Here is a 12,656-nt window from a genome sequence, read left to right as displayed (position 1 = left end):
GCATCGCGGCAAGCCTGCCAATGGGGCGCGTTTCAGCCCGCCAGCATTCGCAACCCTTGCGTCACGTCCGAGCGTACCGCCAGCCGCAGACCCGGCTCGTCGCCCGCCTTGAGCGCCGCGATGATCAGGCGGTGATACTGTGGCGGTTCCGACCGCCGCAACCGACCGTAAAGCGCCCGCATCGTCGGCCCCAGTTGCAACCAGACGGTTTCCGCCATCGCCAGCATCGCTGGCGCCTGGGCCCGCAGGTAAAGCGTACGGTGAAACTCCAGGTTGGTGCGGATATAGCCTACCGAATCTCGGTTCGAAACGACGTCGGCAATGGTGGCATTGATGGTCTGCAGCCGGTCGATCAGCGCGATATGCGCGCGCGGCAAGGCGCGCGAGGCCAGCTCGACCTCGATCAGGGCACGCAGGGCGGCCAGCTCCTCGATCCGTTCGTTCGAAAGTTCGGGCGTGGACACCCGCCCGGACGAGGACATGGTCAGCGCCCCCTCGGCCACCAGACGGTTCACGGCCTCGCGCGCCGGGGTCATCGAGACATCGAATTCCCGGCCGATACCGCGCAGGGTCAGCGCCTGACCCGGCGCCATCTGCCCGTGCATGATCCGTGTGCGCAGCCCGCGATACACGCGGTCATGGGCGGAGGCGGCGATCTCTGGTTTGGGTGCGGCTTGCATGGCTCTTTTGTGATCACGTTTTCGACGCCGGTCAATGGCCCGCAGCCGTCGGTGTGCCCGCGTTAACCCTTGCAGGCGAAACGGGCTACACGGCGGATGTGAATCAAAGTTATCTTCAATTTAAGATTTTTCCGACGGTTCCGGGGGCGGGCCCTGGACTGTACCACGCACCGCTAGAGAGTTTGTCATGACCCGTACCGCACCGATGTCCGCCTACAAGACGCTTGGAGTCACGCCCGAGGACGATTTTGCCACCATCCGGCGGGCATGGATCAGGCTGGTCAAGGCGAACCATCCGGATGTCACCGGAGGCGATCTCGAGGAAGGTACACGCATGCTTGCCGAATTGAACAACGCCTATGACGCCCTGCGTTGGCACAATCCCGAAAAGTTGCGGATCATGAAAGAGCGTGAGGCGCGGGAGCGGCGCGACGAAAAAGGTTGGCGTGCGCGTCGGCGCAACGCGCAGACACAGGGGCCCCACGGCGACAGCGCGCAGGCCGGTCAGCCATCGCAAGCCCAGCGCGAGGCGGCACCGAAGGCCGCCGCACAGCCCCGGCAAGAGCCGCCTCTATACGAACGACGTGAAACACTGTGGGCCAGCTTCGTCTCCGCCCAGGCAAAGGAGCGGTTCCGGGCCGGTCAGCGCCTGTGCACCGCCGCGTCACAGGTCGACCCGCGCAAGTTGCTGCGCCGCGCCTAACCGGGCTGCCCACGCGGCATCAAGCGGTCAGTCGAACTGGTATCGGTGCAGCTCTGCTCCGTGTTCCTTCAGCCACTTTCGGGGACTGCGCCAGTCGCCATAAAGCGCCTCGACCTGCCGCCAGAAGGCCGGGGAATGATCCATGTGCCGCAGGTGCGCCACCTCATGCGCGGCGACATAATCCAGCACCTCGGGGTGGCCCAGGATCAGCCGCCAGGAATACATCAGGCCACCATCATGGGTGCAGCTGCCCCAGCGCGAACGCGTATCCCGTAGCGTCAGCCGGCTGTACCCCCGCCCGAGCCGAGCCGAATAGCGGTCAGAGGCCTCTGCCAGACGGTCGCGCGCCCGTGTCCGCAGCCAGCCCTTCAGTCGCGCCGCCATCCGCTCCTCGGGGCCGGGCACCAGCAACACGCCATCTGATTGTCGCACCTGGCGACCGCTGCCGCCGCGCACCTCGTGCAGGACGCCTTCGACAGGCACGCGCGCGCCCGGGCCGACGGTCACCGACCCCGACACACCGGCGAGGTGCCCGCGCAGCCAGCTTTCCTTGGCGCGCAGAAAGGCAAGCCCCTCGGCCTCGGGCACCTTTTGCGGCAGGGTCAGCGTGACCCGCCCGTCCAGCTGCGAGATTCGCAGGGACAGGCGGCGGGCCCGCGCCGACCGCCGCAGGACAACCGCAACCGGAGGGTTGCCAGCCAAGGTGATTTGCCCCATATGCCCCCTGCCCCGCTGCTTGCTGTCAAAGCTTTTGACATCCCTCACCTGATATGGCAGGGGGCGTGGATTGTCGACAGACACTGAGAGTTGAAGGGGATCACCCATGCCCAAGGAAGAATGGGGCACCAAGCGTGTCTGCCCCACCACTGGCAAGCGTTTCTACGACCTGAACCGCGACCCGATCGTCAGCCCCTACACCGGCGAGGTGGTCAACCTCGAAACCGGCAAACGGAGCATGATAGCTGCGGATTCGGCGGATGCGGCCAACAAGTCCAAGGCCAAGGAGTCCGAGGAAGAAGTCGACCTGATCGACGACGATGACGTCAACGTCGATCTCGACGACGACGATGTTCTCGAGGATGAGGACGACGACAACGTTTCCCTGGACGATATCACGGACGTCTCGAACGAAGACGACGACTCCTGATCGCTGGTCACCAGCGCAGAACACGGCAACGCCGGTCGGTTTCTCCGACCGGCGTTTTTCTTTGTTTCCTCCGCCGCGTGGGTCTCTCCCCAAGCTCCACCAGGAAATTCTCTCTCCGCCGCAATTTTCCGCTTGATCCCATCGGCAGCAGGGCGTAATCACCCGCGCACGGCGCCGCTGGCGTCGCCCGGGAATGGGGCCTTAGCTCAGCTGGGAGAGCGCTACAATGGCATTGTAGAGGTCAGGGGTTCGATCCCCCTAGGCTCCACCATCCCCCTCCAGTCAGACGACGAAGCGCCCTCAGACCGAGGCGAAGCAGCCCAGCGCGGGCCCGTGAACACCGATGTCCAGCGGTCCGAAATCACTGTCGACACACAGACTGAAATACCCCGCCTTCGGCAGGAAGAGCACCGAATAGGCCCCGTTCGAACGGGTGACGCTGTAACAGGTGTCGGTCAAGCCACCGCTGAAATTGACGGTGATGGGACGCGGGCGGCGCACGCGCATCCGCGCGAAATCCTCAAGCAGCAGCCGGTCCCCCCGGCTTGCCACCGCAAAGTCCGCCAATTCCTCGTCGACAAGCCGCGTCACATGCGCGGGCCAATCCTGCTGGGTCATGGACGTCAGATTAAGGCGCGACGCACCAGGTTCAAGCCCGCTACCAGCAGGACCAGCAGGGTTGCCCGACGAAAAGCGCGCTGGTCGATCCGGTTCTGAACCCGCGACCCAATCCACATGCCGGCCAGTGCCGGTGGCACCAGCGCCAGCGACAGCCAGACCGTCGCCGCGTTCAGCACGCCTGACCCGATGTGCGCCAGCGTCAGCGCCACCGCGCCCAGCCCGTAGATCACGCCCTGTACGCGCATCTGTTCGCGCTTTTCGGTGCCCATCGCCGTCAGGTAGGCGACTGTCGGCGGCCCCCAGACGCCCGAGAACCCGCCAATGAAGCCGGCGAATACCCCGATCCCGATTTCCAGCCCCCGGTGCCCTTCGCTTGCGACGCGCGGTTGCCAGCCAGCAAGCTGCAGGACCGCGAAAAGGGTGATCGGTGCGCCGATCATCAGCAAAAGGACCTGCGCCGGCAGCACTGCCACCAGTTGCGCGGACAGCAGCAGCATCACGCAGGCAACGGCCAGGAAGACCCGGAACCGGCGCACGGATTGGATGGCTGCACTTGGCCCCTGCGCCAGCGCCTGGAAACCGTTTGTCACCAGCGTCGGCAGGATCAAGCCCGCCAGGGCCAGTTCCGGCGCCACGAGACTGCCAAGGCCGGAAACGAGAATCATCGGCATTGCAAAACCGACCAGCCCCTTGATCACTCCGGCAAGCGAAGCAATTCCCAGGGCAAGAAGCACCGTAAGCGGGGTCAGGTCAGCAAGAATTCCGGGCATGACGGCCTCTTAGCATGTCCTGCCGCGACCGCACGCGGATTCATCAGCGCGCAACAAATGAACAATACCGCCGCACCTCAGGCATTTTTGTTGCGCTGCACCTGCAAAGTAGCTAGGACCGTCGAGAAGATGTATGCTGACCCTAAATTCTGGAACGCATGTTTCACTATACGCGCAATGGGGTGGCCCCGCCAGCCCGCTCGGCGACAAAGAGAGAGGACCTGTTGAATGGCGCATGACGGACAAGACCTGAGCCTTGGCAGCGTGATTCTGCCCGATCTTCTGACCCTGACCGGAGACTCGATCGCCCCGATCGAAGGCATCCTGGAAACCGCCCGCACCCATGTTCGGGAAACGGTGGTGGCCGATGGCCGCGTGTCCGGCGCGCTGGTCGAACAGAACCAGTTTGCCGCTCACGGGCTGGCCTGGCTGGCAACCTACGTCGAATCTCTGCGCCAGATGCAGGCCTGGGCCAAGCGCCTGGAAAGCGAAGGCACCTTTGGCGAGGTCGAACAGCTGATCCACCAGATCGCCTTCGGCGAGTACCTCTCGCAGATCCACGGCGGCATCCAGATGAACCAGGGCGAGATCGTGCGCCTTGCGGACATGGGCCTGAACCAGGACGAACGCCGCGCCATGCTGACCGACCAGGTCGAACACCTCATGCAGCACGGCAACAACCCCGGCGCCCGCACCCGCCTTGTGCAGCTGATGGAAGAACGCCAGGCCGAGGTCACGCATGGCCGCACCGGGCTGGACGAAGAGCTGGAGATGATCCGCGACCAGTTCCGCCGGTATGCCGTGGAAAAGGTCGAACCCTACGCACATGAATGGCACCTCAAGGATGAGCTGATCCCGATGGAAATCATCGAGGAGCTGGCGGAAATGGGTGTCTTCGGCCTGACCATCCCCGAGGAATACGGCGGCCTGGGACTGTCCAAGGCCTCCATGTGCGTGGTCTCCGAGGAACTCTCGCGCGGGTACATAGGTGTCGGATCCCTGGGCACGCGGTCCGAGATTGCCGCAGAACTGGTGATCGCGGGCGGTACAGAGGAGCAGAAGCAGAAATGGCTTCCGCGCTTTGCCAGCGGTGAAACCCTGCCGACCGCGGTCTTCACCGAACCCAACACCGGCTCCGACCTGGGCTCGCTGCGGACGCGCGCGGTCAAGGACGAGAACGGCGATTACAGCGTCACCGGCAACAAGACCTGGATCACCCATGCGGCGCGGACCCATGTGATGACTCTGCTGGCGCGGACCGATCCGTCGACGGACAACTACAAGGGCCTGTCGATGTTCCTGGCCGAGAAGATCCCCGGCACCGACGAAGACCCCTTCCCCACCGAGGGCATGACCGGCGGCGAGATCGAAGTGCTGGGCTATCGCGGCATGAAAGAGTACGAGCTTGGCTTCGACGACTTCAAGGTCAAGGGAGAGAACCTCCTTGGCGGCGAAGAAGGCAACGGCTTCAAGCAGCTGATGGAAACGTTCGAATCTGCCCGCATCCAGACCGCCGCGCGTGCCATCGGCGTGGCGCAGGCGGCACTGGACGTCGGCATGCAATATGCCATCGACCGCAAGCAGTTTGGCAAGTCGCTGATCAACTTCCCCCGCGTCTCGGGCAAGCTGGCGATGATGGCAGTGGAAGTTATGATCGCCCGCCAGTTGACCTATTTCTCGGCCTGGGAAAAGGACCACGGTCGGCGCTGCGACCTCGAGGCCGGCATGGCAAAGCTGCTGGGTGCCCGCGTGGCCTGGGCCAATGCGGACAATGCGCTGCAGATCCACGGCGGCAACGGTTTCGCGCTGGAATATACGGTCAGCCGCATCCTGTGCGACGCCCGCATCCTGAACATCTTCGAGGGTGCCGCCGAGATCCAGGCACAGGTGATTGCGCGTCGCCTGCTGGCCTGACCGGCGCCCGGTCCCGGAGACAAAGGCCTCGTCACATGGCGGGGCCTTTTGCGTTTGACACCACATGATCCGGATCAAGGACCGCTGCAACGCGGCATGCTCTTGGGAGCCAAACACATCCCAGGAGATCAATATGTCCTTTACCGAGAAATTCGCCGAAACCCGCAACAACCTGCGCAACCTGCGCAAGGCGATCCCCGACACCTTTGCCGGTTTCGTCACGATGGAAAAGGCGGCCAGCGCGGACGGCGTGCTGAGCCACAAGGAAAAGGAACTGATCGCGCTTGGCATCGCCGTGGCGCTGCGCTGCGAGGATTGCATCACCAGCCATGTCGGTGCCTGCCACCGCGCCGGCGTCACGCGCGAGGAAATGGTCGAGGCCCTCGGCACCGCCATCCAGATGTCGGGCGGACCGGGCCTGATGTATGCCTCCAAAGCCCTTGCCGCCTTTGACGAGGTGTCCGCCGGCACCTGAGACGGGCTGCGGCAGCCTGCCGCGACGGAAACACATTCTGCCATCGTTATATGAATGCAATTTCAGACAACGGATGGATCCGATGACCAGATACCTTGCTCTTGCCCTAGCACTTGCCCTTCCCACCGCGCCCCTCCTTGCCCAGCAGGGGCGGCCCGGCGCCCATTTCGTCGAGAACTGGGATCTGGACGGGGATGGCAAGGTCACGGCCAAAGAGGCCGCCGAGCGCCGCGCCAATGTCTTTGCCGCCTTCGACGCGAACGAGGACGGCTTTCTCGACGCCGAGGAATATGTCCTGTTCGACAAGGCGCGCGAGGCCGATATGGCCGCGCAGGGCAACCACGGCCGGGGAGCCATGAAACGCGCCGCCGACGGCATGCTGCTGGAACGCAACGATGTCGATGGCGATGGAAAGGTCAGCCTGGAGGAATTCACAGGCACCGCCGCCGACTGGATCGCCTGGCTGGACGGCGACAAAGACGGCGTCGTGACCACCGCCGATTTTGGCCGCGGCATGGGCGCGGGCAAGAACTGACGTTTCGCCGCCTTGCCCCCGTGCCGCAAAAGACTGCGCGCGGGGGCAAGATGGTCGACTATACCGCTGAAACGTGATCCTTGGCTGGCAGGGATCATCGCGAAAGAGGCGGCATGTCAGCCAGGCCGGACAAAGTGGTTCTTGCCGTTATTGTCAGCATCGTGGCCATCGTCCTGTTCGACCTGATGGGCCTTCTCATCAAGCGATTGTCACCCCACTACGGCGCGGCAGAACTCTCGGCCTACCGAAACATCTTTGGCCTGCTGCCCAGCGCGATCGTCCTGTGGATGAACAGCACCTGGCGAAACGGAGGTCGACGGCTGGGCATTCGCCAATGGCAGCTTGCAATGGCACGGGGCGTAGCCGTCACTTTTGCGCAGTACCTGTTCTACCTGTCGCTTGGCCTTATGGCTTTTGCCACCACAACCACGATTTCCTATTCCACCGCGCTGTTCACGACTGCCCTTTCCGTCCCGCTTCTGGGCGAACGTGTCGGCCTGATCCGATGGTCCGCGGTCGCCCTGGGCTTTGTCGGCGTCATGATGATCATGCAGCCGGGCACCGCCGGTTTTTCATGGCGCATGCTGCTGCCGTTCGGCGCGGCGGCGCTTTATGGGTTTTCCGGCGTTTCCGCGCGCCTGATCGATCCAGAGGTCCCGCCCCCCCTGTTCAACCTGCATTCCTCGGCCGTCGCGGTGCTGGGATCGCTGACGCTGGCCCTGTCGGTTGGAGGGTTCACCCCGGTGGCTAACCTGCAGGACCTGGGGCTTATCGTGTTGATGGGGCTTTTCGGCGGCACGGCGGTGCTGTGCCTCGTCGTGGCCTACCGGATGACCGAACCCAGTAACCTGGCGCCTTTCAGCTATCTGGGGATACCCATCGCCTTTGGCTTGGGCTGGTTGTTCTTCGACGAGGCGCCAATCGACGATCTGTTGCCCGGAGCGCTGCTGATCGTCTTTGCCGGCCTGATGATCCTCTACCGGGAACGGCGCCTCCGCCGCACCGGTCAGAAGACAGGCTGACCCGCGCGAACCCCGCGCAGATCAGCTTGGTGCAGGCGGGCCTCAGCCGCGCAGCGTGCCGCCGGTGGCCTTGGTCACCTTCTCGACGATCTTGGCGGCGACCGCCTCGATGTCCTTTTCCTTCAGCGTCTTGTCCGTGGGCTGAAGGCGCACGGTGATGGCGAGAGACTTCTTGCCCTCGCCAAGGCTGCCGCCGATGAACTCGTCAAAGACGCGCACCTCGTCGATCAGCGCCTTGTCCGCGCCCTGCGCCGCATTGACCAGCGTCAGCGCCTCGACATCCGCGTCCACGACAAAGGCAAAGTCGCGCTCGACCGCCTGCAGATCGTTCAGCACCAGCGCGGGCCGTGTCGCGCCGCTCTTGCGCGGCATCGGCACCTCTTGCGGCCAGAGCGTGAATCCCACCGCCGGTCCCTTGACGTCCAGCGCGGCCAGAACCTTTGGGTGCAGCTCTCCGAAGACGCCCAGCACCTTCTTGGGGCCAAGGCAGAACTTGCCATGCCGCCCGGGGTGCCACCATTCCCGCGCCCCGCGCAGGATCTGCATCTTGGCAGGTGCGCCCATCGCGGCCAGCACCGCCTCGGCATCGGCCTTGGCGTCATACAGATCCACGGGCCGCGAGGCACCGTGCACGTCCTTGGGCCCGCTGCGCCCCACCAGCAGGCCGGTGACCTGCACATGCTGTTCGCCCGGCTCGCCGCCGTGGAAGGCATGGCCGACCTCGAACAGCGCCTGGTCCATGAAGCCCCGCGCCTGGTTGCGCGCCGCTGCCTGCAAGAGGCCCGGCATCAGGGCGGGCCGCATGTGGCTCATCTCGGAGCTGATCGGGTTGGCGAGCATATGCGCATCGTCACCGCCGCCAAACAGCGCCGCCGCCGCCTGGTCGATGAAGGTATAGGTCACGCATTCATTGTAGCCCAGCGCAGCCACGGTCCGCCGCGCGCTGCGCTCACGCAGTTGCATCGGCGACAGGACGGGACGGGTCACGCCATCGCTGAGGCGCGGCAGCGGCTTGCCCTCCAGCTTGGTCAACGAGGCGACGCGCGCCACCTCCTCGACAAGATCGGCCTCGCCCAGCACGTCGGGACGCCAGGACGGCACATGCGCCATGTCGCCTTCCATGCGGAACCCCAGCGCCTCCAGCGTGCGGCGCTGTTCCTCGGCAGGGATCTCCATCCCCACCAGAGAGATGACGCGGTCCGTGTCCAGCCTGTAGGCGCGCGCGGTGTCCGGCACCTCGCCCGCAACGACAAGCTCGGAGGCCTCGCCGCCGCAGAGATCGAGGATCATCTGTGCCGCATCCTCCATCGCCTGCAGGTCATACTCGGGGTCGATGCCGCGTTCGTTGCGATAGCGCGCGTCGGAGTTGATCTTGAGCGCGCGGCCCGTGTGCGCGATCTGGATGCGGTCCCAGACGGCGGCCTCGAGGAAGACGTTGGTCGTCTCTTCGGTACAGCCGGTTTCCAGCCCGCCCATGATGCCACCGATGGACTCGATGCTCTCGGCGTCGGAAATCACCACCTGACCGTCCGAGAAGGCATAGGTCTTTTCGTCCAGGCCCACCAGTGTGTCGCCCTGTTTCGCGCGATGGATGCGCAGCGTCTCGCCCTTGACCTTGTCCGCATCAAAGACGTGCAGCGGGCGGTTGCGGTCGAAGGTGAAGAAGTTGGTGATGTCCACCAGGATGGAGCGCGGGCGCAGCCCGATGGCACGCAGACGGTCCTGCAGCCAGGCCGGCGACGGGCCGTTCTTCACGCCCCGGATCAGGCGCCCGGCGAAGATGTGGCAGCCGCCCTCGCCTTGCGTGTCCGCGTCGATGGTGACGCTGATCGGACAGGGGAACTGGCCCGCGACCTTTTCCACCTTCAGCGGCTTGAGCGTACCGAGACCGCGCGCCGCCAGGTCGCGCGCGATGCCGTGCACGCCCAGTGCGTCCTGCCGGTTTGGCGTGATGGCGATCTCGATCACCGGATCGACCTTGGCCGGGTCGTTCTGTGCCAGCCAGTCGGTAAATTTCTGGCCGACCTCGCCAGAGGGCAACTCGATGATGCCGGTGTGTTCGTCGCTGAGTTCCAGCTCGCGCTCGGAGGCCATCATGCCGTGGCTTTCGACCCCCCGGATGTTGCCCACCGACAGCGTCACGTCGATGCCCGGGACGTAGTCGCCCGGCTTGGCCAGCACCACGGTGATCCCGGCGCGTGCGTTGGGCGCGCCGCAGACGATCTGTTTCAGGCCTTCATCGGTTTCCACCTTGCAGACGCGGAGGCGGTCGGCGTCGGGATGCTGTTCAGCCTCCTGCACCTTTGCCAGCGTAAAGGCGGAAAGCGATTTCGCCGGATCGACGACCTCTTCGACCTCGAGGCCGAGATCGGTCAGCGCCTCGGAGATCTCGTCGACCGATGCTTCGGTGTCGAGGTGTTCCTTGAGCCAGGAGAGGGTGAATTTCATCGCTTCATGCCCCGCAAATGCGTCACGTCGCGCCGTCCTTAGCGGATCGGGTGATGGGAGGAAAGAGGGGGGCGGTCCGCCAGCTGAAACCGCAGGCAAAAGGGGGCTCTGCCCCCTCGGCCTGCGGCCTTCGCCCCCGGAGGTATTTTCAGCCCAAAGAAACATGGGCGCGCGCCCAGCGAGGCCCGCCAGCCAGGATGGCCCGGCGCGGCTTAGTCGTCGTCGCGGATGATGTCGGGAACGCCCAATCTGTCGTTCAGGCGGTTCATTTCGCGTTCGACCAGGCCGATGTTGCTGTCCCGCACGGTGGGCAGAAGGGCGCGGGCGCGGCGCACCTGGCCATAATCAAGCTCGGCGGTGATCAGCTCCGGGTCCTGTCCGGCGATGGCAAGAGGATGGCCGAAGGGGTCGAGGATCCGCGAGCCACCCCAGAAATTCAGATCCTCTTCCGGCCCGGTCCGGTTCACCATGATCGAGGGCGCGCCATACATCATCGAGTAGAAATGCAGCGTGGCCGTCCAGCCCGAGGGGTTGTCGAACGCCTCTCCCACCGCCTCGACCCCGCTGGAGATCGGCGAAACCAGCAGCGTCGCGCCATGCAGGAAGGCAAGATGCACCAGTGCCGGGTTCCAGAGATCGGCGCAGATCAGCAGGCCAAGGCGCCAGTCCTCGGTGATCTCCTGCGTGTCCACGAAGCGGCCCTGGGCGTAGTATTTCGTCTCGATCAGCTTGCCATAGGAGGGGAGATTGATCTTGCGATGGATGTAGATCAGCTTGCCGTTCTTGTAGACGCCCGCCGCGTTGTAGAACTGTGCCGCCGGGCCTTCCTCGACGAAACCGACGATCAGGATCGTGTCCCCCGCCGCGCGACTGAGCTCGATCAGGCGCGGGTCGTGCCGTTTCATCGTCACGTCCAGCAGGTTTTCGGCCCCGTAGTGACCAACTAGGCTGAGTTCGGGGAAAACCAGAAGGTCCAGCCCCCTGGCCTGGCTCACCCAGCGGTGATGTTCCTCGAAATTGGCGTCGAGATCGCCGATCCGGCTGCCGAACTGCGCGGCGCCGACGGTGAGCGTTCCGGACATCATGCACCTCCCCTTTGGTCCCGCCTGCCATGCCCGGCCGGCAAGCGTCAATCGCGATAGCGCTCCGCCAGGACCTCGGCGTCGCCCATTGCCGCCAGCCTCAATTCCCGAACCAGCCGCAGGGTCGGTTTCAGCGCGAAGAAGACCGATCCGATGACGAAGAGCCAGATCGCCTGCGTCTCCAAGGCTGGCCAGAAGAACAGGATCGAGCCGATCAGGAAACAGAAGGCGGCGATGAAATCGACGGTGGTATGGGCAATCTCGAAGGCTGCATAGACGCGGCGCGTGTCGGCGCTGCGCTGGCGATTTTCGTGGGTAAAGAGCGCCATGTCAGCGTGCGAGCGCCCGGAAGGATGTGGTCATCGGGCCAAAGCAGTCACCCAACGAGAGGGTGAAGGAGGTCGGAAAGGCGGGCCTGTCGAAACTGATGAGCGCCTCGCCCCAGTCATGGCTGGGCTGGCCCCCGAGGCTCATGGCGGCAAAGCAGGTGCCCGGCCCCTGCCCGACCCAGAAGGCCCGGTGCACGGAGCGGTCCTGGTAGTTGCCGGCCAGTCCCGGGATGACCAGCATGGCCGGATAGCCGTTCGGATGCGTGAAGGACAGGACAGCCGCGCCGCCAGTGTCCTCTTCGTAGACGACAGGACCTTGCGCGCTGTCCCAGACCTCGTCACCGAGGGCGGGTGTTGCAAGAAGGACGGCGAGAGAGAGGGCGCGGAACATGGGCTGTCTCCGGGGTTGTGTGCCTGCGCAGAGTGTCATGGAATCCCGCGCGGGGACAGGGGGACATTCCCGCCACACCACGGTGCTCTCACTATCCGAAGGGGAGGTTTCTGGAAATCGCGTCTTCGCCCCCGAGGAACCGCATCCAACCCGTGACGGCCAACCAATGCACAATCACCGCAGGCATGACTCGCCCAGTGGCCACCACAAGCACCATGTTCACCAGTCCAAGCCAGGCGGTCAGCAGAAGGAAACACGGGTCCCAGAAAAACACGCGGGCGTCCGGCCAGATGAGCCAGGCCGTCGCTGCGTGTTGCAATACATAGCCCGCCAACAAGACCGCGCCCAAGGGCAGCAGCCGTTCTCTCCGCACCCACAAAAGTGGGGCGCGAAAGATCAGCTCTTCGACCAACGCCGGGGCGATCAGGATCGTGGCGTAGCGCAACCAAGGCAACGCCACAGGATCATAGACGATAATACCGCACTTGAACCCGAGTGGCAGGCCGAGAGCGACCACCACAAGCATCGCGGTCACAGTC

General features: G+C 64.6%; 15 protein-coding genes and 1 tRNA gene. 7 read left to right on the top strand and 9 right to left on the bottom strand.

Annotation, left to right across the window (positions count from 1 at the left end; genetic code table 11):
* Positions 1–32 precede the first annotated feature (32 nt).
* On the bottom strand, positions 33–680 hold the full coding sequence (locus G9Q80_RS15035; RefSeq protein WP_043142144.1) for a GntR family transcriptional regulator: 648 nt from the start codon (positions 678–680) through the stop codon (positions 33–35).
* Positions 681–867: 187 nt separating this feature from the next.
* On the opposite strand from G9Q80_RS15035, the gene G9Q80_RS15030 reads away from it, so the two are divergent.
* On the top strand, positions 868–1,383 hold the full coding sequence (locus tag G9Q80_RS15030) for a J domain-containing protein (RefSeq protein ID WP_088714499.1): 516 nt from the start codon (positions 868–870) through the stop codon (positions 1,381–1,383).
* Between the two features lie 27 nt (positions 1,384–1,410).
* On the opposite strand, the gene G9Q80_RS15025 is transcribed toward G9Q80_RS15030, so the two are convergent.
* Positions 1,411–2,100: a M48 family metallopeptidase gene (locus tag G9Q80_RS15025; protein ID WP_088714498.1), complete on the bottom strand. Its 690-nt coding sequence runs from the start codon at positions 2,098–2,100 to the stop codon at positions 1,411–1,413.
* A 106-nt stretch (positions 2,101–2,206) separates the two neighbouring features.
* Between G9Q80_RS15025 and G9Q80_RS15020 the strand changes: the two genes are divergently transcribed.
* Together G9Q80_RS15020 and G9Q80_RS15015 are read left to right on the top strand one after the other, a co-directional pair.
* On the top strand, positions 2,207–2,530 hold the full coding sequence (locus G9Q80_RS15020) for a TIGR02300 family protein (RefSeq protein WP_043142153.1): 324 nt from the start codon (positions 2,207–2,209) through the stop codon (positions 2,528–2,530).
* Between the two features lie 195 nt (positions 2,531–2,725).
* A tRNA-Ala gene (locus G9Q80_RS15015) sits at positions 2,726–2,801 on the top strand.
* Positions 2,802–2,830: 29 nt separating this feature from the next.
* Here the strand turns inward: G9Q80_RS15015 and G9Q80_RS15010 are convergent.
* On the bottom strand, positions 2,831–3,148 hold the full coding sequence (locus G9Q80_RS15010) for a hypothetical protein (RefSeq protein ID WP_074622371.1): 318 nt from the start codon (positions 3,146–3,148) through the stop codon (positions 2,831–2,833).
* Between the two features lie 5 nt (positions 3,149–3,153).
* Positions 3,154–3,921, bottom strand: a complete 768-nt coding sequence (locus tag G9Q80_RS15005; RefSeq protein WP_043142158.1) for a sulfite exporter TauE/SafE family protein — start codon at positions 3,919–3,921, stop codon at positions 3,154–3,156.
* 228 nt (positions 3,922–4,149) lie between these two features.
* Between G9Q80_RS15005 and G9Q80_RS15000 the strand changes: the two genes are divergently transcribed.
* From G9Q80_RS15000 to G9Q80_RS14985, 4 genes are all read left to right on the top strand, one after another.
* Positions 4,150–5,835, top strand: a complete 1,686-nt coding sequence (locus G9Q80_RS15000; RefSeq protein ID WP_088714497.1) for an acyl-CoA dehydrogenase family protein — start codon at positions 4,150–4,152, stop codon at positions 5,833–5,835.
* 133 nt (positions 5,836–5,968) lie between these two features.
* Complete coding sequence (locus G9Q80_RS14995; RefSeq protein ID WP_043142594.1) at positions 5,969–6,310, top strand: carboxymuconolactone decarboxylase family protein; 342 nt, start codon at positions 5,969–5,971, stop codon at positions 6,308–6,310.
* Positions 6,311–6,392: 82 nt separating this feature from the next.
* A complete protein-coding gene (locus G9Q80_RS14990; protein ID WP_088714496.1) occupies positions 6,393–6,845 on the top strand; it encodes an EF-hand domain-containing protein in 453 nt (150 codons plus the stop codon).
* Positions 6,846–6,958: 113 nt separating this feature from the next.
* Entirely contained in the window at positions 6,959–7,867 is a 909-nt protein-coding gene (locus tag G9Q80_RS14985) for a DMT family transporter (protein WP_088714495.1), read from the top strand.
* 42 nt (positions 7,868–7,909) lie between these two features.
* Here G9Q80_RS14985 and pheT read toward each other — a convergent pair whose 3' ends face one another.
* The 5 genes from pheT to G9Q80_RS14960 form a co-directional block, all read right to left on the bottom strand.
* Positions 7,910–10,315, bottom strand: a complete 2,406-nt coding sequence (gene pheT / locus G9Q80_RS14980; RefSeq protein WP_088714494.1) for a phenylalanine--tRNA ligase subunit beta — start codon at positions 10,313–10,315, stop codon at positions 7,910–7,912.
* Positions 10,316–10,527: 212 nt separating this feature from the next.
* Positions 10,528–11,400 carry a nitrilase-related carbon-nitrogen hydrolase gene (locus tag G9Q80_RS14975; protein WP_088714493.1) on the bottom strand — a complete coding sequence of 291 codons (873 nt, stop codon included), beginning with the start codon at positions 11,398–11,400 and terminating at the stop codon, positions 10,528–10,530.
* Positions 11,401–11,444: 44 nt separating this feature from the next.
* Positions 11,445–11,726, bottom strand: a complete 282-nt coding sequence (locus G9Q80_RS14970) for a YrhK family protein (protein WP_088714492.1) — start codon at positions 11,724–11,726, stop codon at positions 11,445–11,447.
* Position 11,727: 1 nt separating this feature from the next.
* A complete protein-coding gene (locus G9Q80_RS14965) occupies positions 11,728–12,117 on the bottom strand; it encodes a hypothetical protein (protein WP_088714491.1) in 390 nt (129 codons plus the stop codon).
* Between the two features lie 91 nt (positions 12,118–12,208).
* Positions 12,209–12,643, bottom strand: a complete 435-nt coding sequence (locus G9Q80_RS14960; RefSeq protein ID WP_088714490.1) for a CPBP family glutamic-type intramembrane protease — start codon at positions 12,641–12,643, stop codon at positions 12,209–12,211.
* Positions 12,644–12,656 lie beyond the last annotated feature (13 nt).

This window comes from Mameliella sp. LZ-28 (assembly GCF_012274245.1).
GTDB classification, from domain to species: domain Bacteria; phylum Pseudomonadota; class Alphaproteobacteria; order Rhodobacterales; family Rhodobacteraceae; genus Antarctobacter; species Antarctobacter albus.
The sequence above is the reverse complement of the archived record's forward strand: the minus strand, read 5'-3'. Positions and strand labels throughout refer to the sequence as shown.

What these genes read in the sequence shown, in the direction of transcription:
- G9Q80_RS15035 (WP_043142144.1), bottom strand. Translation starts at nt 680, where the DNA reads ATGCAAGCCGCACCCAAACCAGAGATCGCCGCCTCCGCCCATGACCGC.
- G9Q80_RS15030 (WP_088714499.1), top strand. Translation starts at nt 868, where the DNA reads ATGACCCGTACCGCACCGATGTCCGCCTACAAGACGCTTGGAGTCACG.
- G9Q80_RS15025 (WP_088714498.1), bottom strand. Translation starts at nt 2,100, where the DNA reads ATGGGGCAAATCACCTTGGCTGGCAACCCTCCGGTTGCGGTTGTCCTG.
- G9Q80_RS15020 (WP_043142153.1), top strand. Translation starts at nt 2,207, where the DNA reads ATGCCCAAGGAAGAATGGGGCACCAAGCGTGTCTGCCCCACCACTGGC.
- G9Q80_RS15010 (WP_074622371.1), bottom strand. Translation starts at nt 3,148, where the DNA reads ATGACCCAGCAGGATTGGCCCGCGCATGTGACGCGGCTTGTCGACGAG.
- G9Q80_RS15005 (WP_043142158.1), bottom strand. Translation starts at nt 3,921, where the DNA reads ATGCCCGGAATTCTTGCTGACCTGACCCCGCTTACGGTGCTTCTTGCC.
- G9Q80_RS15000 (WP_088714497.1), top strand. Translation starts at nt 4,150, where the DNA reads ATGGCGCATGACGGACAAGACCTGAGCCTTGGCAGCGTGATTCTGCCC.
- G9Q80_RS14995 (WP_043142594.1), top strand. Translation starts at nt 5,969, where the DNA reads ATGTCCTTTACCGAGAAATTCGCCGAAACCCGCAACAACCTGCGCAAC.
- G9Q80_RS14990 (WP_088714496.1), top strand. Translation starts at nt 6,393, where the DNA reads ATGACCAGATACCTTGCTCTTGCCCTAGCACTTGCCCTTCCCACCGCG.
- G9Q80_RS14985 (WP_088714495.1), top strand. Translation starts at nt 6,959, where the DNA reads ATGTCAGCCAGGCCGGACAAAGTGGTTCTTGCCGTTATTGTCAGCATC.
- pheT (WP_088714494.1), bottom strand. Translation starts at nt 10,315, where the DNA reads ATGAAATTCACCCTCTCCTGGCTCAAGGAACACCTCGACACCGAAGCA.
- G9Q80_RS14975 (WP_088714493.1), bottom strand. Translation starts at nt 11,400, where the DNA reads ATGATGTCCGGAACGCTCACCGTCGGCGCCGCGCAGTTCGGCAGCCGG.
- G9Q80_RS14970 (WP_088714492.1), bottom strand. Translation starts at nt 11,726, where the DNA reads ATGGCGCTCTTTACCCACGAAAATCGCCAGCGCAGCGCCGACACGCGC.
- G9Q80_RS14965 (WP_088714491.1), bottom strand. Translation starts at nt 12,117, where the DNA reads ATGTTCCGCGCCCTCTCTCTCGCCGTCCTTCTTGCAACACCCGCCCTC.
- G9Q80_RS14960 (WP_088714490.1), bottom strand. Translation starts at nt 12,643, where the DNA reads ATGCTTGTGGTGGTCGCTCTCGGCCTGCCACTCGGGTTCAAGTGCGGT.